This window comes from Colwellia sp., assembly GCF_013215345.1.
GTDB lineage: Bacteria > Pseudomonadota > Gammaproteobacteria > Enterobacterales > Alteromonadaceae > Colwellia.
Window position 1 is genome coordinate 1 of sequence record NZ_JABSOV010000026.1, and the last position, 19,236, is coordinate 19,236.

Sequence of the window (19,236 nt, forward strand, 5' to 3'; positions counted from 1 at the left end):
TGGGTGCAGCAGTTCGCTACGAAGATTTCTCTTCTTTTGGTGATACCACTAACTATAAATTAACTGCACAATATCAACTAACTGATGAATTTTCACTACGTGGATCTCATTCAACGGGCTTCCGTGCGCCAACGGTTGGTCAAGCAAATGTAGTTAATACTCAAACATCACTTGTTAATGGTGAATTAATTCAATCGGCAACCTATCCGCCAACACACGTTGTTTCTGCACAGTTGGGTGGTGTTGAGCTTGACCCAGAAGAATCACAAAGTTTTGCATTTGGTGCCGTATACCAAAGCGGAGACTTCTTTATGACGGTTGATGCTTATAGTATTGAAGTAACCGACCGTGTAGCTCAAACCGATAAAATATTTATCACTCAAGCAGATGTTGATGCGCTACAAGGTAAGTACCCAAGCCCAGAATTATTATTAGGCGGCTCAGTTACTTTTTTTGCTAACGATTTCGATACCCAAACAACAGGTGTTGATGTAGTGATGAACTACGGTATGGAATTAATGGAGGGTGATACTAAGTTTAGTCTTGCTTATAACTACAATTCAACTGAGGTTGAGGATGCTGGTTTATTTACTTCTGATTTTAAAGTGCGTCGTTTAGAGGAAGGTATTCCTGAACATCGTGGTACGTTAACAATGGCGCAAAGCTGGGAAAGTGTCAGCATGTTTGTTCGTGCTAACTATTTTGGTGAATGGTTTGCAACCCATGCAGATGAGCCCGATGTTGATAGCTCTTATGGCTGGTCAGAAACGGTTGGATCATCGTTTACTTTAGATGCAGAAGTCAGTTATTACTTTAATGATAACTGGGTACTTTCTGTCGGTGCTAACAACATTCTTGATACAAAAGCACAAGAGTTACAAAAAGATGGTGGTGCTTACGGGGTTGTAAGCGGTGTCTATTACGAAAGTGGGCCATTTGATTACAGCGGTGGTTTCTACTACGTAAAAGCAACTTACAACTTCTAGTCTTTAATGTGTTTGAAGACAGCCGTAGCTTAATTGTTAAGTAGTTATTTCTTACTATCTACTTATTAGAATTTAGGACAATTATAACCATAGGCTGTCGTTTTCTTTAATGAGCATCATTTTGATGCTCATTTTTTATGCCCCCTAGTTACTCAAAGTTAACTTTTCACTGCTTCTGTCAAAGGGCCTGCTTGCTCAATCTTTTTACTTCTTTTTGGCTTAGTTAATACCACTAAGTTACCCGCCAACATTAAAGCTAAACCGGTAAACGTGTACACGTCCCAGGTAAAGCCCTCAACAACACTTGAAATAACCACAGCTACCGCCGGAAACATAATGGTGGCATAGGAAGCTTTATGGGCGCCAATACGAGTCAGTAAAGTTAAGTAACACCCAAAGGCAATTACTGAGCCAAATATTGATAGATATAATAACGAGCTGATATAAGGCAGGGTAAAGGAGAAGTTAAACGTTTGCCCTTGTACTAGTGCAAGTACAAACATAAATAAAGAGCCGTACAACATACCCCAAGCGGTAGCAGGTAATACCGGCATATTGTTATGCTGATTTTTAATTGAAATCATGTTGCCTGTTGAAGCAAACATTACGCCAACCATACACAAACCTAGACCCAATAAAGTACTGTCAGCAAATTCAGTATTGCTTACTTGTGGCCAAAATAAAGTGACAATACCAACTAAACCTAGTGCGCCACCAAAATAAACTTGGCTGGGAATGCGGGTTTTAAACCAAATACGAGCGTTAATTATATTGGCTATCATTAGGGTGGAAAAAGCAATACTGGTTAAGGCCGAGTTGATATGTGCTTGCGCGTTATAGAGTAAATAATAGTTACAGCCAAATAAGGTTAAACCAAAGGCGAACAATTGCACATGTTGCTTGGCGGAAAAGGACAGCGGTAATTTCTTAAAGCGACAGTAAGCAAACATAATTAACGCAGCTAAGCCAAAGCGATAAACAATCGACACTACAGGAGCGACATCACCTAATTGATAATTAATGGCAATCCAGGTTGAGCCCCAAATAAGTACTGTGATCACATATAAAAGATTATTGCTCATTAAATTTAACACCCCATAACTGAGAACTGACCGGATAAGGGTGACATTGTAATGATAGTTTGATTTAATAACATATACAGAATTATTAAAATGTAACCTATACAGTTTCATTGATCATCAAGGCATTTGCTATGAGAAAAAACAGATGAAATTATTAGATAAAAGTTCCTCGGCATATTTGTATCAGCAAGTGATTGATTTTATCGACCATCAACAAAAAATTGGTGCCCTGCAACCAGGTGATAAACTGCCGAGCTTACGAAAACTGAGCCGTCAGTTTGAAATCAGTGTGCCAACGGTGAAACAAGCTTATATTGAATTAGAGCGACAAGGTCGAGTAAGTGCTAGGCCACAATCGGGTTATTACTTACAAGCGGCGCAAGCAAGAACATTAAAGCCTAGGCCGGCCAAGTGGGCGCAATGCAAACCAGCAGAAGTACAAGGCCGTAGCATGATTGAGCAAGTTCATGCCGCCGTACATTTACCCGATACGGTTGCCTTGGGCATATCTAATCCTATTCAGGCACACCCACCAGATAAAACTCTCGCCAGATTAATGCGCTCGGTGTTAAGCAAAGTGTCGGAAAAAGCGGTAAGTTATGGACCGGTAACCGGTGATGCCAAATTACGTATGCAGCTGGCCTTTAGATATCAAGATCAAGGTGTTGAAATACATCCTGATGATATTGTTATTACTAATGGCGCACAAGAAGCACTATCCATTGCACTGCAATGTGTTGCCAAACGTGGTGACATTATTGCCATTGAGTCACCGTGTTTTTTTGGTATTATCGAATTGATTGAAACCCTAGGCATGAAGGCATTAGAAGTCTATACCTGCACTGAAGATGGTGTTGGTTTAGACGAGTTATCACAGGCAATTGAACAGCATAATATTACTGCTTGTTTATTTTCTACGGCGATAAATAATCCGCTCGGTTCAATGAAATCTGATGAGCAACGCCAAGCCATGGTGATGCTGTTAGAGCAACATGATATCCCCTTAATTGAAGATGATGTTTATAGTGAAATATACTTTACCGATAAAAAACCTAAACCGGCACAGCTATACTCTGAAAAAGGGTTAGTGATGACGTGTTCGTCGTTTTCAAAAACAGCGGCACCAGGTTATCGCATTGGCTGGTTATTGCCCGGTAAGTTTGAGGAGCAAGCCAAGCGAATTAAGCGGGCACAATCTTGTTCTACCTCGATGTTGCAGCAGTGGACCTTGAATGAATACTTGCTTAGCGGCGATTATGATCGCCATCTTTGTGTATTGCGAAAAAACCTAGCGTATAACTGTGAGCGAATGCGGGCGTTAATTGCCGAGCACTTTCCTAAGGAAGTATGTATCTCAAAACCCCAAGGGGGCAGTGTGCTTTGGCTGCGTTGTCAATCACATGTCAATACAGGTGAATTTTTTCAACAAGCGTTAACACAGGGAGTTAGTTTTGCCCCTGGAGCAATATTTTCTCCCTCAGGAAAATATCAAAACTATATGCGAGTTAGTTTTGGCGTGAAATGGGGGGAGGACGTTGAGCAGGCGATTAAAACATTAGGTGCGTTGGTTTTTGAATTTACCGGTCAGCAAAAAATATTACTAATAACTCAGCAAAAACAAACGAACAGTAAAATAGGCAAATTGGTGCAAGGATCATGACAACACAACTTAAAGTATCTTTAAGGTTATTATTACCGCTATTAGCGGCTGTTTTAGCGATTTCTCCGCTAGCTGTTGATATGTACCTACCTGCAATGCCAACCTTGGCTGAGCACCTCAATACGCCAATGAGTATGGTACAAAATAGCTTGAGCGTTTATCTACTTGGTTATGCGTTGGGTTTGATTTTATTTGGCCCTATGGCGGATAAATATTCGCGTCGAAAATTAGTCATACTTGGCATTGGCGGTTTTGTTATTTGCAGTTTATTACTGCCTATGGTCAATAATATTGAGCAATTTTTAACTGTCAGGTTTATGCAGGCTTTTATTAGTAGCGCCGCAACAGTGGTCGTACCGGGTGCTGTGCGAGAATATTACGGCAAAGACACCGCTAAAGGTCTTTCTTATGTCAGTATGATTATGATGTTAGCACCTATGGTAGCACCCGGTATTGGCAGTATCTTGCTACTTAGCCATAGCTGGCAGCTAATTTTTTATGTATTAGCGGGCTATAGCTTTATCGTCTTGTTGTTAGTGATGAAGTATTTACCTGATGCCGGCAGTATCGCTAGTGTAGGAGATGAGAAGCAACCCGTTAAAGTAAAAATGCAATTGAGCTTTATTCAGCGTTATAAAATTGTCTTAGGCAATGTTGAGGCAAGGTTAGATATTATTACTTCAATGATGATATCTCTGGCTTTCTTTGCTTATATTACCGCTATTCCTTATGTCTACTTAAAGGTTTTTACTGTCTCTGAATACACCTTTAGTTTGTTATTCGCCTTAAATATTTTCGCTTTAATGATCGCACATTTTACCAATACCCGCTTTGTTGTACGTAAAGGCTCTAGAGTAATGTTACGTTTTGGTTTAACGTCGGCAACGTTAGCTGCAACAGCGTTAGCTTTGGTAAATATATTACAATTACCGCTAGTGTATACCGTGGTCGCGATTTTTCCATTAATGGGCAGTATCTCCTTGATTGCAGTAAATAGTGATGCCTTAATTCTTACTAAATTTCCTGAACACTCAGGTACGGTTACTGCAGTAATCGGTACACTTCGATGGGGCATAGGGGCTTTAGCTGGACCGATATTGGCGTTCTTTTATGATGGTAGTGCTAAACCGTTTGCCTTGTTAATGTTTTTCGCTGTCTTGGTAGTGTTATGCTGTCAGCTTATTGTTTGGTTTAACAATAAAACTAGTACCAAGATGCTTAATAAAAAGGTTTAATAATGAAAAATATAGCAGTTATCTTAAGTGGTTGTGGCGTGTATGTTTACAGCCGGTAGTAGTGAAGTTCATGCAACGTTTTAACTCTACTAACACTCGGTAGTCTTATGTTGTCAGTTAATGGTTTGCTTTAGTAATTAAAGAACTAAAAGCAGCCTAAAAGTAAGGTTCAATAATGAAAAACATAGCAGTTATCTTAAGTGGTTGTGGCGTTTATGACGGCAGTGAAATTCATGAGGCAGTATTAACATTATTGGCGATAGAGCAGCAGGGCGCGCAATACAATTGTTTTGCTCCAAATATAGCGCAGCATCATGTTATTAATCACCTTAACGGTGAAGTGAGTAAAGATGAAAGCCGTAATGTATTAGTTGAAGCCGCGCGCATTAATCGTGGCGATGTCGAAGATTTAATTGAATTACGTCAGCAAGACTTTGATGCCATCATTTTTGTTGGTGGTTTTGGCGCAGCAAAAAACCTCAGTAGTTTCGCCCTTGAAAATGATAACTATAGTGTTAATGAACAAGTGCTTATTGCAGCAAAAGCCTTTGCTAAGGTAGAAAAACCAGCGGGTTATATGTGTATTGCTCCGGCTTTATTACCCCTTGTTTACCCTGCTGGCGTGAAAGGTACTATTGGCAAAGACAATGCTACGGCTGCGTTAATCAGTGCTAAGGGGTTGACTCATATTGAGTGTAGTGTCGGTGATGTCGTGATCGATGAAGCCCATAAAATAGTGACTACACCGGCGTATATGCTAGCTGAATCGATTAGTGAAGCCGCAGTAGGCATTAATAAATTGGTAAAATATGTACTCGCTTTTAGCAAGTAGGTGTTGTTTTTGATGGCTAAACTATCTAATAATTTTCCTCAGAAAATAGCTGTGTATTTAGCAGCAAGCACGTTAATAATAGTTTCAATGGCGCTAAGCGCTTGTCAAAGTCAGGCGATTGAAAAAAATATGACCACTAAACATAGTAAGCCCAGCAAAACATCGCTTTCTGCAAAAGTTATTTTTACCGAGTTTGAGCAACAAATAGCGCAAAGAATGTCCCTTGATATCCGTTTCTATTGTGCTGATATTAATGGCAAGGCAAGTGTGCCGACGTCAAAGCATTGTCGTCAAGCGGTTACTGAGCTACCGCCAGCACTAGCACAATTGATAAGCAGCACTAATATTGGCGGTATTGTACTATTTGCCGAAAATGTGCAAGAAATAGCGCAAGTAGTTAAGCTAACCTATGACATTCAACAAGCAGCTGTTAAGTCAGCCCAAGGCAAGCCGCTAATTATCTCCATGGATCAAGAAGGTGGTCGAGTGGCTCGTTTTGCTAAAATGACCGGCTTTGCTGGCAATATGGCCATTGGTGCTAGTTATCCCCAACACGGTACGCACTTTGCTACGCAAGTTAATGCAGTTATCGCTAAGGAGCTAAAAGCCTTAGGTATCAATAATAACTATGCGCCTGTAGTTGATGTAAATACCAATGTTGATAATCCGGTGATTAATACTCGCTCTTTTGGTGAGTCCCCTCAGCAAGTCGCTGAGCTGGGCGTTAGTGCCGTTAATGCTATGCAAGCACAAGGCGTGATGGCGACTCTAAAACACTTTCCTGGTCATGGTGATACCCATGTGGATAGCCACTTAGGTTTACCACGCGTAGATCATGATAGGGCTATTATAGATAAAGTTGATCTCGCCCCTTTTGCTTGGGCAATTAAAAACGCTAAGCCAGCGATGATCATGACGGCTCATATTCAATACCCAGCACTGGATGACAGTATTTTTGTCAGTCAAAGTGGTGCACAACTTATTCGTCCAGCAACTATGTCTCGCAAGATTTTAACTAACCTGCTCAGAGAAGAAATGGCCTTTGACGGCATTATTGCCACCGATGCCCTTGATATGGCTGGCGTGACTCACTTTTTTACTGATGTTGAAGCTGTGGTGGAAACCTTTATCGCTGGCGCTGACCTTGCGGTTATGCCGTTTAAAGTTAGAACACCAAAGGATATTGCCGCATTCAATGTCTTTATAAAAGATGTCGCCAAGGCATTAACACAGCGTATTGAACAAGGTGATTATAAATTAGCTGAATTTGAGCAGTCAGTCGCCAGGCTCAACAAGTATAAAAAGCAATATGCAGCAATGAGTAATGACTCAATAACACAACAGGTGATAACCGCCAAAGCCATAATTGCTAATGTTCAGCACATAGCTACTGAGCAAGCGCTTGCTGAGGCAGCAGTAACCTTATTGAAAGGTGATCATTTGCTACCGCTTGATATGTCAAAATTTAAAAGCTTGCATTGTATCGTGGCAAATCAACAGGAGTTAGCGGCACTAACTTATGCGATGACTACTGCCTTAGCAATAAAATACTCAGCAAAGCAGCTCTCGGAGATTAAAATAAGCCATTTTATTGCTGATACTGACCGATATGATACACAAGCAGAGAGCTTACTTGCTAAAGCCGATGTTATTATTGCCACTGTCGATATTAAAACCGCAAGTTTAGTTGATTTAGGTGGCATGGATGACTTAACACCAAGTTATGGTAGCGTAGCCGCGCAGCAGCAAAAACTAACTTATTCAACATTATTGAAACAGCAGCTCGCGCTCGCTGCAAAGGTAAGTACACCAACAATACTTATTGCTAAAGGTTCTCCTTTTTTGATAAATGAATACAGTGAGTTAGTCGGCACTGTTTTGCTAAACTTTGATGATAGGATTTATCAAGATAATAACCAACAAGCAATCAGCCCAGGTTTCAATGCCAGCATGGCGGTTATTATTAATGAAGGTCTAGGGCAAGGTAAACTACCAGTTACTTTGAAAAATTAGTTAGCTGTAATAAGTTGCTACATAGCTAGATCAGTCAGCTAACGTTATACCAGTTTCATTAAGTTTGTGATCTTGTTGTGCATAGGGAAAATAAATCATGGCAAGGCGCTCGATTGAGTAATAGCTCGCTATTGGGATTGAGAGTAACGCAGAGAGGGCTTATTTTAACCAGCACAAGTGAGCAATAATTTAATGAAATTGGTATTAGTATGAAGTCTTATACTAAAAAGCCGCATTCTCTATAAGAGAATGCGGCTTTTTATGGTGTTACTTTTGGCCGGAGCTATTATGAGCTGACTTCAGTGTCACTCTACTCTTGTGCTTGCGGATCTGGCGTTTGGCCTAGCCAGTCCATCATTAATTCGTAACCTATAGCTAAGACCACAGCACCAACAAATAAGCCGATAATGCCAGACAGTAACATACCACCAATAGCACCTAGTAAGATAACCAGCATAGGTATGCTCATACCGCGGCCTAAAAACATTGGCTTTAAGAAGGCATCACTTGCGCTGACTATAATGCTGAAAATTAAGAATGCTATGGCTGGCGTGGTGTCTGCGACCGAGAAGTAATAAGCCGCAATAGGGCCTAGCACTAAAATAGGTGGTAACTGAGCTATGGCTAAAATAAGTACCACAATTGCCCAGATGCCAGCGCCTGGGATATCAGCGATCATCAAACCTACGCCAGCTAATATCGATTGAATTACCGCAACGCCGAGCACACCAGTGGCAACACTACGAATAGTGGCTATGGTGGTGTTGATGGTTCTATCGCCATTTTCATTCATCAAACGGCGCATTAGTTTACTTACGCCTTGATGTAGTGGCGCCGACTTAGCCATAAAGACCACAGCAATAATCAATGAAACGATGAATTGCAAAATACTGCCACCAATACCAGCTACCGCTGATAATAATGTACTGGAAAGTGATTTAATTTGTTCAGGGTATTGCCCGGCAACTTTTTGGATATCTTGTGAAGCATCTTGCCAAAGTTTATACAGCCATTCGCCTACTAATGGCCACTCTTTTACACTTTCATTAGCTACTGGGATTTTCAGTGTGCCTCCTTCAATGCCGGTATAAACATGCTGGGCAGAATCAATGGCTGATGAAGAAAGGTTTATTGATGGTCCGGCAATAAGCGATATACCTACTAGGGCGATAATGGTGGAAGCCATTTTTTTATTGCCTTTAAGCAGGCTACTTAGCTTTGCGTGTAATGGGAATAAAGCGACTGCTAATATAGCTGCCCAAATGGTAATTAAAATAAAGGGGCTAACAATAGCAAAGCACCATAAAAAAATCACCGCCATGGCACCAATCTTAATTGCTAGGTCAATAACCCGGCGGTTAAATGCCTGATCCGTGGTTAACTCTTGCAGGTTTTTCATCTTCTATCCTTTGCGTTATTATTTTTGTGTGTGTTGGTATGCATTATTGTTGGCGTATTATGGTTAGCGCCGAAGTTACTCATATGAGATCCCACTAGACTCGCCACTAAAATAGCCATATAAAATTGACCGACTATGGCTTCGAAATAGACTAAAAATCTTGAAATAGGTAACTGCGGTGAAATATCACCAAAGCCTAAGGTAGTGATGGTAACAAAGGAGAAGTAGATAAAATCAGGAAACAAAGTAAACCAGGCACTATCACTACTGATATTAGTAAAAGAACCAGGGAAACTTAGCTGAACTAGGGTGTATAGTACCGCCCAAATTAGCCCCATTAATAAATATAAACAAATGGCGCCTAATATTTTATTACCATCAATATCACCGGTAAATAATACTTGCTTGGCGGTGCGCAAGGCGCTTGAAATAAGAAAGCTCAGTAAAAGCAGCAAATATAATTGATCAAAACCGGCATCATCGAGCCAGGCGCCAAAAAAAGAGAAGAATAAAATAGCTAGCGGGAAAATAAAGGTTTTGCGCAGGACAAAATCTTTAGAATCTACGCCCCAGACAGCCACTAACAAGGTAACTATGATGGCTGATTGCACCAAACGCGGTACTGAGTCATCAAAAAACTGTTGCGCTAATGAGGTGCCTAATAATAATAATATTAAAGCGAAAGTGAGATAAATAAAATTATCTTGGCGAGTCATTGTTTTCAAGAGCGTTTCTCTTTAATTTATTTGGCGCTAGGTAAAGTCGTTAGTGCATACTTGTTATTATTAACGTCTCTTCGCTCGTGATGGACGAATGCGACTATTTTTAGTGGGTCTAACCACGACAATATTACTATGGCTACGATAACCATTTCCATAATACATTGGGTAGCCATACCCAGAGCCATAACCCATACCATAACTAACAGAGCCACTTACACGGGCAAGTACACCAGCAATAGCCTGGCCATCATCGTAGAGTATGTGATATTTAGCTTTATCTTTGGCAAACTCTTTAGCAGTCCAGCCAAAGGTATCACGGTAGAATTTTAGTGAAGCTTCAACATCGCCGGTGTAAAGGTCAGCCCATACTAATTTGCCATGTTGTTTTTTTATGATCTCCTGTTCTATTGTGTTCGGCTGCGCTGCCAGTAAAGTATGGCTATTTAACAGTAATGGTACTAATAGCGATATTAAAAATCGAGTAGATCCTTTCATTTATTTTATCTCCATATACATATGCATATACATATAAGTATTTGATATTGCTATGTTGTTTTGTTAGTTGCAGCTAGAATATAGCACTATACTAAACGGATATGGCAATACGCGGCATTGCTCCCTCATCGCTATCTATTTGCGGCTTACAGAATAAAATACGCGATGAGTCGATGTTACCTTGTTCAATTAAGTAGTCTTTAAGGGCATGTTCGCGCTGCTCACCTAGCTCGAGTAAGCGCTTGATATCGCTTTTTTCACTCACACTAACCCCATCCTTAAGGTCAATATCTGCAGGGGTAGTAATTGCGCAAATAGTTACTCGGGTATCATCTTTATCTTGCATCAAGGCGATAAAGTCGTGTAAATAGGCGGATTGTTGTTCATCGGGTTCAACTTGTTTTACTTGATAATCTAAATCATCAAAACGTAACTTTAAGGCAAATTCACCAGCCGTTATGGCGATAGAAACTATGTTGGCGTAGGGCACAAAAGTGGTTAATAGGTAATCTTGTGTGGCGGACATAATGGCTTTTTTAGTGATTAAGGTAACGATACTGCTTAAGCCAAATTTAGGATCTGAAGTTGAGCCACTTAGCGGTACGTCTAGTTCTACATTGCCATCACTATCTTTTAGCATACCCATAGCCATATTTAGTGGCAATGCGCCTTGAGCAATCAAGCTACCGGCTTCTTCACTGTCTACTAAGCCAGTTTCTAATGCTTGTAATAAGACTACTACGTTACCATCGAGTTCATCGCTGGTCAGTGTTACGTCTAAGGCAGTATTGAGCTGTCCAGTTTTAACTTCAAGGCCAGTAGATGCTTTTAAGTAGGTCGAAATTGCCGGCAGTGAAAATTCTTTGAAATCGCCTTTAACATGGAAGCTTGTTACCGCTGAAAAAGGTTGCAAATAACCCACTAAGTTAAAATTGGCGTATTTATTACTACGACCGACCAGTGTATAGGGGGTTTTTACTTGTTGTTTTTCTTTAGCATTGCTTATCGCGCCAACTTCAAGGGTATCAATAAATAAAGTACGCTGATAAATAGGGTCAACACTGAAATCGGTAAATTCGAGTGCGTTATGATTGATAAATCGTAGCTCTTGCAAGCTAAAGGTAAAACCTTGGTCACTTATTTTTGCTAAGTTTTCTGCTTGTTCTTTTTCAATAGCCGCTAATTCTTTAACTGCTCTTGGCTCAACAGCTGCTTGCTCAACTTCTTGGCTACCTAGGGAAATTAAATTAGCAATATCTTTATTTTCTTTAACAATAATGGCACCCGTTAACGTGTCGAAAATAATGTTATCGATAGTGATGCTTTTTTCATGAAGGTGAAGGTCATTCAAGGTTAGTTGCTTCAGTTGTAGCACTGGCGGCAGTTTAACAATATCCTCTGCGGCAATCTTAATGCCATCTTCTGCAGAGCGTTGGTTAATCTTATCAATGGCTTTTTTAGCTAAGGTATCGGTTAAGGTGGCTTGTTTAGAAAATAAAAATTCATCCAATATTATATCGGTGATATCAATGCTGGGTTCATCATCTAAAGTAAAATTGATGTCAGCTAAATTAAGTTGTTTAAAGGCGGCTATTGTCGCGTTACTTTCCTTTTGGCTAAGTACCGCCTCAGCTAATTTTATGCTGCTGTGGCCTGCGAGGTGAGTAAGTTTGCTATCTTTTATGTTGATGGCGATATTAGTGAAATTATGCTGCAAGGCTTGTAGCGTAAAACGTTGCTTTGCCAAGCCTAGCAATAGATCTTGCAAGTGTAAGCTGGCTTTTTGTACTTTTAAGTTAATACCTTGCTGTGTGACGCTAATGGTTTGCTGACTAGTAAAGGAGAGTGAGCCCTTAAGCTCGGTAAGCTGCTCAATATAAGGCGCTAATTTTTCAATAGGGTAATTATCTATGCGTAAATCACTGTGGATATCGCCTTTACCTGAGCTTAATTGTGCATTAACAGACAGTGCTAATTGGGTTTCATCAATCAAGGCTGACAATATTAATTGCGCTTGTTGCGTGGTTGGGCTCGCTTTTATTTGGCGTAGCGCCAGTTGTTCAATGGTTATTTGATGGCTTTTATTTTGCTGTTGGTTATTTATCGCTATTTGAATATTAAATTGGCTAAGCAGTAATTCAGGTAATAGTAATTGATAAGCTATCTCAGTTACTTCTTCAGTTACTAGTTCTTCCGCGGGCTGTTCAGTCGCTTGCTCTGCAGTGTTTTCTTTACTTGCTTTGTCTTTGCTCGGTATTGCTATGCCGGCAATAACTAATTGCGTATCATCTTGAGTTACCTTGATATGACCTTGGCTAAGAGAAAATTCACTGACCACTATTTTCTCAAAGGCCAACTGCCATAACTCAACTTGTAGCTCAAGTTTTGCTAGGGAAAAAACACTTTCTGGCTGTTCATTCTTACTGCTGATTACGTCGATATCACTCAAGGTTAGCCGCATTAAAAACGGGTTAAAGCGTATGCTAGCATCGTCAGATAAGTGTAACTGCTGTTCGGCTAAAATAGGGGCGATAAAGTGCTTGGCTATCGGTGAAGAAGTTAACCAAATAAGCAAAAACAAACCTAGGTATAAGGCTAACAGTACTTTGAAAAATTTATGAGTAAAAAAAGACAGCAAGTTTGCCATAATTCAGGACTTTCCTTGTTAAGAATTAATATTTAGGATGTTATTAGGTATGCACTTGGAACCTTAAAATAAAGTGGAATATAATTTACAGAATTTTATAGAAAGCATACAATTGTGATCTAAAGGTTAATTTGGTAATTAACTGTTATTTAACGTGGTTTAGGATATCATTTTCATGGAAATCAATATAGAAAAAATAGAACATTATGTGCAAATGCTCGGTGAAATGGGTTTACAGTTTGGTGTACAGTTTTTATTAGCGGTTGTTGTTTACTTCGTTGGTAACTTCATTATTAAAAAGCTGCTTAGCCTAGTTGGATTAGGCTTATCGAAGAAAAAAGTTGAAGTTACCTTACATCGCTTTTTATTAAGTATTTTAAATACTTTATTAAAAGCCATTCAAATTATCATTTTTGCTTCCATGATTGGGATTCAAACCGCTTCGCTTATTGCTGTTTTAGGTGCTGCAGGTTTAGCTATAGGTTTAGCGCTACAAGGTAGCTTGGCTAACTTTGCCGGTGGTGTGTTAATTCTATTGTTTCGTCCGTTTAAAAATGGTGATGCCATTAAAGCGCAGAGCTATGTAGGTATTGTTGAAGAAATTCAAATATTTAATACCATACTAAAAACTTTTGATAACCAGCGTATTATCATACCTAATGCTTTGTTATCTAACGGCTGTGTCACCAACATCAATGTTAACGGCACCCGTCGTGTTGATATGGTTTTTGGTATTGGCTATAACGATGATATTACTAAGGCTAAAGCACTCTTACGTGCATTACTTGAAGCCGATGAACGTGTTCTTAAAGATCAAGCCATTGATATTTGGGTGGGTGAGCATGGTGAAAGTTCAGTGAATTTATTTGTTCGCCCATGGACTACAGCTGAAGATTATTGGGGTGTTTACTTCGATATGATGGAAAAAGTTAAAATTGAGTTTGATAAAGCTGGCATCAGCATTCCATTTCCACAACGTGATGTGCATATCCATCAAACACCGAGTGCTTAATTATCGGCAATAGTACTTAGTCGAATTGCGCTAAAAAGCCTATATCAGTTTACTGGCATAGGCTTTTTTATTTATTAACTCGGCGTAAGTTGCTAGGTATTATTAACTAGGTATAAGTAGCTAGGCATTTGCAGCTCGCCATCTTTAGTTGAGCATTCATTTTTAATGAGAAAAATTTAATGATTAACAAGACTCTAAAATCATCACTACTTAGTGCTAGCTTAGTCTTAGCGGCATGTGCTGGTGAAACTGACCAGCAGGCCAAACAAGCTGGCAGTTCAGTAAAGCCAACTTGATCAATTAGCCAGTCAGCTAGTGATAAGTATCAATTTTTAAGTAATGTTGAAACGGATTGCCCACAACATAACGGCGAGGCAGTAAAATACAGCTAGAGCGCGGAAATTCATTTTGACTTAGCTGTGGCTGACACTAAACAAATTTTTTTAGTGATGCTCAGGCTTGGCAGATCAATTTTTCTCAGGTTTATCCCGCATATGCTAGCAGTAGTGAAACCTTTGACTTGCAGCATCTTAATGGTGATATACATCAAATCACGGGGAAAAATAACTTTACTGGCTTTAAAACTGGCCAGAGTCAAAAAATTAAATTATGGGTTAAAAGCACACTGATTAGCGAATCAGAGTTATGCCTAACTATTGGTTAGCTATGGCTGATTTATCACCGGTGATTATTGTCAATACGAGAACAAAAATCGCGGTAGAAACAGGCTTGGAAATTCAGCCTTGGGTGGTGCCTTTTAGTGATACCGAGAAACAAATAAAATCAGCACCCGATGACATCAATCAATATGCATCGACTATCTGGCTCTATAATAATGAGCCACAATTAGCCCTGGATGATAGTCACTTGGACTTTGCCATTATACCTACACCTAATCCGTGGTGGTTAAAGATATTAATACATCAACCTCTACCGAACAACTTCACCATTAGTGGTATTCAAGGGCAATTGTGGAGCGAAACTGTGCGTAGCGATGAACAGGCGGAATATATGATCTATCCAAGACTGTTAGCGTTAGCGGAGCGTGCTTGCCATCAAGCCAGTTGGCAAGTGCCTTATAATGCTAACGGTGGCCAATACAGTAAAGGCAGCAATGTTTTTAACCAGCAGTTTACGTCAAGTAAGGGATAAACAATGGTTAGCCTTTTCATAAACTATTGGGAAAAATAGTTAGCTAAATTAGACCTTGCTGGGGTGTTTTATCGTGTGCCAACGGTGGGCGCAAAAATTGACGGAGGGGTGCTATCGGCCAATACCGCGATTAAAGGTTTACCGATTGAATACCGAGTTAACAGTGGTCAGTGGCAAGCTTATAAACAACCAGTAAAAGTAAATGGCGTTGTGTAAGTTCGTGCTCGTACCTTAGATAAACAACGGGTAGGACGAGCTATGACGGTAATCAAGTAATCGGTTATTGCGTTAAAGCATTTTCAATTTCTTGTTGATACTTTTGCTGTTTTTTACCATTAAAACCAATATGAGTACTAATGAGTTTGCCTTGGCGGTCAAATAAGTAACTGCTGGGCATGCCTTTTAGCTGGAATTTTTTAGCTAAGCTGCCCTTAGCATCATAAATAATGGCAAAATTTGCTGGGATTTGTTGTAAAAATTGCTCAGCTAGTGCTGGTTGCGCATCCAAGTTAACGCTCAACACGACCAAGCCTTGCGCCTGATACTTTGTTTGCATGGCATTCATCCACGGAAAGGATTTTCGACAAGGCACACACCAAGAAGCCCAAAAATCCAAATAAACGACTTTGCCTATGTTTTTCGCCATAGCTTGTTCAAACTCAAACATGGCATCATTGGCACTAGCATTAGAAGAGTTAATGCTAAGTATTAATAACAAGCTGATGAATACTGTCTTTATCCAGGATTTTAGATAATAGGGCATACCTTTTCCTACATTATTTATATGTAACTTAAATACCCAAGCCATTTGAAGGTGTATATTTCAGGATGACTGAGCGATTCATGATCAAGGCGCCTATTTTTATTAATGGTTACTCCCTTAAAAAAGGAGGCAACGAAGAGGATGGATTTCTCAGGCGTCCCCGTAGGCTGGTTTAGATATGCTTTATACTACGTTATTGATTTCGATAAGGGAACAACCATTCTCTTCAATCAATGCCTTGCCTAAAGGCATCTCTAATTCCAGCTGAAACCTGCACCTGCAAGTGGTTTGGGTATATACTTAGTTTTGTCGGTAATGCACAATATCCTCATTATGATTTAATTTAACTTACTGCCGATGACTAGAGCCTAATTATATGAAAATAAAGTTAAAAATATTACTAATTGTTTTTACTTGTTACGCTTTGCCAAGTCAGGCATGGTGGCTTGTGTCAACTAATTCGACAATGACTACTAGTCCAGCTGATGACAGTGATAAAGCCCATAATGAATGGCTAAAAAATCGTTTTAGCAAACAACATCAGCAACTAATACCCATTGTCGCAGTTGCTGATATGTTCTTTAGCTGCAATCAAGCAAGAAAAACGGACCAGGTCGACTATCAGCTGAGTCATTTAATTGGTGAGATGGATAAAAATACCCTAGCGGAGAAGTTAGCTCATTGTTTAGGTGATGATACGATGCAATCGGATGTTGCCTTAAATTTTGGCCTATTTGGTTGTTTTCATCAGCAACTAGCCCATTTGCCGAAAGCAGAACGTGAACAAAAAATGCATTTAGTAAAACAAGCGATGTCTTCGTTATCTCATGAAGAACGTAAAAAAAGCTTCACTCAATGTGTCACCCAGCAAAGTATTCATTATCTTAAATAGCGCCTCGCCCTTAGGAATTACATAAATTGTAACAAATACTTAGGGAGTTTTACTCTTGTCACTTTCTTATTGTAAGCAATATCCCTTATAGTAGCGTTAACTCTAGAAATATAATGAACCACAAGCAAAGCAAGGTGAAATAAAATATGCCTCAAGAAACCCCTAAAATCTTAGTAGTAGATGATGATATGCGTTTACGCTCATTGTTAGAGCGTTATTTAGTGGAACAAGGCTTTACCGTGCGTAGTGCCGCTAACTCAGAACAAATGGATCGCTTACTTGAACGTGAAAATTTCCACCTATTAGTGTTAGATTTAATGTTACCAGGTGAAGACGGTTTATCCATTTGCCGCCGTTTACGTCAAAATTCAAATAACATTCCTATTGTTATGCTAACGGCAAAAGGTGACGAAGTAGATAGAATTATTGGCTTAGAACTAGGTGCTGATGATTACATGCCTAAACCTTTTAACCCAAGAGAATTACTAGCGCGAATTAAAGCGGTATTGCGTCGTAGAACTCAAGAAGCCCCAGGTGCGCCTTCACTAGAAGAAAACATTGTAAGCTTTGGTGGTTACGAGTTAAATTTGGCCACCCGAGAGATGCAAAAAGGTGATATTAGCATGCCATTAACCAGTGGTGAATTTGCGGTATTAAAGGCATTGGTAACCCACCCTAGAGAGCCACTATCACGTGATAAGCTGATGAACCTAGCCCGTGGTAGAGATTACTCGGCCTTAGAGCGCAGCATTGATGTACAAGTTTCTCGTTTGCGCCGTATGCTTGAAGTTGACCCAGCTAAACCACGATACTTGCAAACAGTTTGGGGCTTAGGTTATGTTTTTGTACCTGATGGTACTCCAGCTTAGTTAATTAATTGTATGAAAATATTACCTCGTAGTGCCTTTGGCCAAACGGTTTTATTGATAGGTTTTTTACTTTTTATCAATCAAATCGTTTCTTACATCTCCTTTGCCATTTATGTTTTCGACCCTCATCAGCAGCAAATCAATCAATTGCTGGCAAAACAGGTGCGGGTGGTTTTCATTGATATTGATGATGCTAAGTTAAGTCCTAAAATGGCCAAGGCATTTCACAACGAAACCGGCATTGGTGTTTATCGTGAAGAAGATGCACTTAAGTTTGGCCTTGCCAATGCTGGCTTATTTCCTTATCGGTCTGAGCAAATGTCATTGTTACTTGGCGGCGATGCTGAAGTGCGGATTTCTGATGGTAATGAATATTTATTTTGGATCCGTGCTCCACAAGCGCCACACCTTTGGGTAAAAATCCCCCTTGTTGGCATGGAAAGAGGTAACTTTAATCCGTTAGTTTTCTTTATGGTGGTTATTGGTTTATTAAGTGTTATGGGCGGCTGGGTTTTTGTTCGCCAGCTTAATAGGCCGTTAAAATCACTAGAAATAGCTGCTGAAGATGTTGGTCGTGGAGACTTTCCTGAGCCGTTGGTGGAACGCGGTACTTCTGAGATTATGGCGGTAACACAAGCCTTTAATCACATGTCTAAAGGCATCAAACAACTTGAGGATGACCGTAATTTATTAATGGCGGGTATTTCCCATGATCTACGCACGCCGTTAACACGTATTCGGCTGGCGAGTGAAATGATGCAAGATCAAGACGGCTTTCTTAAAGAAGGTATAGAAACCGATATCGAGGATATGAATAATATTATTGATCAGTTTATTGATTACCTTCGTCACGACTCTAAAGATAAGGCCGAAATTGGCGATTTAAATGCCTTGGTTGATGAAGTGCTCAACGTTGAAAGGCCAAGTGATCGGTTGATAACTTTCCATGGCGGTGACTGTCCTAAAATTCCTTTGCGACATGTCGCTGTTAGGCGGGCCCTAGCCAATTTAGTGCAAAATGCCATTCGCTATACCTCAGGTGATATTGATGTCTTTACAGGGGTGGAAAATGACTATGCCTTTATCATTGTCAGTGATAATGGTGCAGGTATTCCAGAAGCTGATATCGAACGCTTATTTCAGCCTTTTACCCAAGGTGATACTGCCCGTGGTACTGAAGGTAGCGGTTTAGGCTTAGCTATTATTAAACGTATTGTTGATACTCATGGCGGAAGCGTAGTACTTTCAAACAAGCCATCGGGTGGCTTACAAGCGAAAGTGTCTTTGCCACTGAGCTTCTAAGTAATCAAACGCAATAAGGCTAAGATCAAGACCGCATTAATAATAATTAGTGCGGTTTTTTTGTCGTCGAAAATTGAGATTAGATATAAATAATTCTGCAGTCAGAAAACAAAAAAGCCACAAGTAATTAAATACCTGTGGCTTTTTTATCAGTAGTTCTCACCTGATTAGCTAA

At 39.9% G+C, this 19,236-nt stretch carries 16 protein-coding genes and 2 pseudogenes; 12 read left to right on the plus strand and 6 right to left on the minus strand.

Annotation, left to right across the window (positions count from 1 at the left end; translation table 11 throughout):
• The coding region (locus HRT50_RS05630; protein ID WP_291612206.1) for a TonB-dependent receptor at window positions 1-986 on the plus strand (986 nt) is incomplete at its 5' end.
• Between the two features lie 158 nt (window positions 987-1,144).
• Here the strand turns inward: HRT50_RS05630 and HRT50_RS05635 are convergent.
• A complete protein-coding gene (locus tag HRT50_RS05635; RefSeq protein ID WP_291612208.1) occupies window positions 1,145-2,068 on the minus strand; it encodes a DMT family transporter in 924 nt (307 codons plus the stop codon).
• Window positions 2,069-2,213: 145 nt separating this feature from the next.
• On the opposite strand from HRT50_RS05635, the gene HRT50_RS05640 reads away from it, so the two are divergent.
• The 4 genes from HRT50_RS05640 (at window position 2,214) to HRT50_RS05655 (ending at window position 7,808) form a co-directional block, all read left to right on the plus strand.
• A complete protein-coding gene (locus tag HRT50_RS05640; RefSeq protein ID WP_291612210.1) occupies window positions 2,214-3,728 on the plus strand; it encodes a PLP-dependent aminotransferase family protein in 1,515 nt (504 codons plus the stop codon).
• Entirely contained in the window at window positions 3,725-4,963 is a 1,239-nt protein-coding gene (locus HRT50_RS05645; RefSeq protein ID WP_291612212.1) for a multidrug effflux MFS transporter, read from the plus strand. The genes HRT50_RS05640 and HRT50_RS05645 overlap by 4 nt, the downstream gene beginning before the upstream one ends.
• Window positions 4,964-5,138: 175 nt before the next feature.
• Window positions 5,139-5,795, plus strand: a complete 657-nt coding sequence (gene elbB / locus HRT50_RS05650; RefSeq protein WP_291612214.1) for an isoprenoid biosynthesis glyoxalase ElbB — start codon at window positions 5,139-5,141, stop codon at window positions 5,793-5,795.
• A 12-nt stretch (window positions 5,796-5,807) separates the two neighbouring features.
• The gene (locus tag HRT50_RS05655; RefSeq protein WP_291612216.1) at window positions 5,808-7,808 is read left to right on the plus strand and encodes a glycoside hydrolase family 3 N-terminal domain-containing protein; all 2,001 of its coding nucleotides are present in this window, start codon (window positions 5,808-5,810) and stop codon (window positions 7,806-7,808) included.
• 310 nt (window positions 7,809-8,118) lie between these two features.
• Here the strand turns inward: HRT50_RS05655 and HRT50_RS05660 are convergent, their stop codons facing one another.
• From HRT50_RS05660 to HRT50_RS05675, 4 genes are all read right to left on the minus strand, one after another.
• Window positions 8,119-9,207 (minus strand): AI-2E family transporter, encoded by a 1,089-nt coding sequence (locus HRT50_RS05660; RefSeq protein WP_291612218.1) that lies wholly within the window; start codon window positions 9,205-9,207, stop codon window positions 8,119-8,121.
• Window positions 9,204-9,923, minus strand: coding sequence for a potassium channel family protein (locus HRT50_RS05665; protein ID WP_291612277.1), 720 nt, complete (start codon window positions 9,921-9,923; stop codon window positions 9,204-9,206). The genes HRT50_RS05660 and HRT50_RS05665 overlap by 4 nt, the downstream gene beginning before the upstream one ends.
• Window positions 9,924-9,992: 69 nt before the next feature.
• Window positions 9,993-10,424: a VOC family protein gene (locus HRT50_RS05670; RefSeq protein ID WP_291612219.1), complete on the minus strand. Its 432-nt coding sequence runs from the start codon at window positions 10,422-10,424 to the stop codon at window positions 9,993-9,995.
• 91 nt (window positions 10,425-10,515) lie between these two features.
• Window positions 10,516-13,071, minus strand: coding sequence for a DUF748 domain-containing protein (locus HRT50_RS05675; protein WP_291612221.1), 2,556 nt, complete (start codon window positions 13,069-13,071; stop codon window positions 10,516-10,518).
• A 175-nt stretch (window positions 13,072-13,246) separates the two neighbouring features.
• On the opposite strand from HRT50_RS05675, the gene HRT50_RS05680 reads away from it, so the two are divergent.
• The 4 genes and pseudogenes from HRT50_RS05680 to HRT50_RS05695 all read left to right on the plus strand — a co-directional run.
• Window positions 13,247-14,083, plus strand: coding sequence for a mechanosensitive ion channel domain-containing protein (locus HRT50_RS05680; protein ID WP_291612223.1), 837 nt, complete (start codon window positions 13,247-13,249; stop codon window positions 14,081-14,083).
• Window positions 14,084-14,546: 463 nt separating this feature from the next.
• Window positions 14,547-14,747, plus strand: a pseudogene (locus HRT50_RS05685) (carbohydate-binding domain-containing protein); the annotation flags it as partial.
• Window positions 14,729-15,235 carry a family 20 glycosylhydrolase gene (locus HRT50_RS05690; protein ID WP_367238816.1) on the plus strand — a complete coding sequence of 169 codons (507 nt, stop codon included), beginning with the start codon at window positions 14,729-14,731 and terminating at the stop codon, window positions 15,233-15,235. The pseudogene HRT50_RS05685 and the gene HRT50_RS05690, both read left to right, overlap by 19 nt.
• 51 nt (window positions 15,236-15,286) lie before the next feature.
• Window positions 15,287-15,451: pseudogene (locus HRT50_RS05695) on the plus strand (chitobiase/beta-hexosaminidase C-terminal domain-containing protein); the annotation flags it as partial.
• 64 nt (window positions 15,452-15,515) lie between these two features.
• Here the strand turns inward: HRT50_RS05695 and HRT50_RS05700 are convergent.
• Complete coding sequence (locus tag HRT50_RS05700; protein WP_291612225.1) at window positions 15,516-15,998, minus strand: TlpA disulfide reductase family protein; 483 nt, start codon at window positions 15,996-15,998, stop codon at window positions 15,516-15,518.
• A gap of 448 nt (window positions 15,999-16,446) precedes the next feature.
• On the opposite strand from HRT50_RS05700, the gene HRT50_RS05705 reads away from it, so the two are divergent.
• From HRT50_RS05705 to envZ, 3 genes are all read left to right on the plus strand, one after another.
• Window positions 16,447-16,890 carry a hypothetical protein gene (locus tag HRT50_RS05705; RefSeq protein ID WP_291612226.1) on the plus strand — a complete coding sequence of 148 codons (444 nt, stop codon included), beginning with the start codon at window positions 16,447-16,449 and terminating at the stop codon, window positions 16,888-16,890.
• A 146-nt stretch (window positions 16,891-17,036) separates the two neighbouring features.
• The gene (gene ompR, locus HRT50_RS05710) at window positions 17,037-17,759 is read left to right on the plus strand and encodes a two-component system response regulator OmpR (RefSeq protein ID WP_291612228.1); all 723 of its coding nucleotides are present in this window, start codon (window positions 17,037-17,039) and stop codon (window positions 17,757-17,759) included.
• Window positions 17,760-17,771: 12 nt separating this feature from the next.
• Window positions 17,772-19,061 (plus strand): two-component system sensor histidine kinase EnvZ, encoded by a 1,290-nt coding sequence (envZ, locus tag HRT50_RS05715; protein ID WP_291612230.1) that lies wholly within the window; start codon window positions 17,772-17,774, stop codon window positions 19,059-19,061.
• Window positions 19,062-19,236 lie beyond the last annotated feature (175 nt).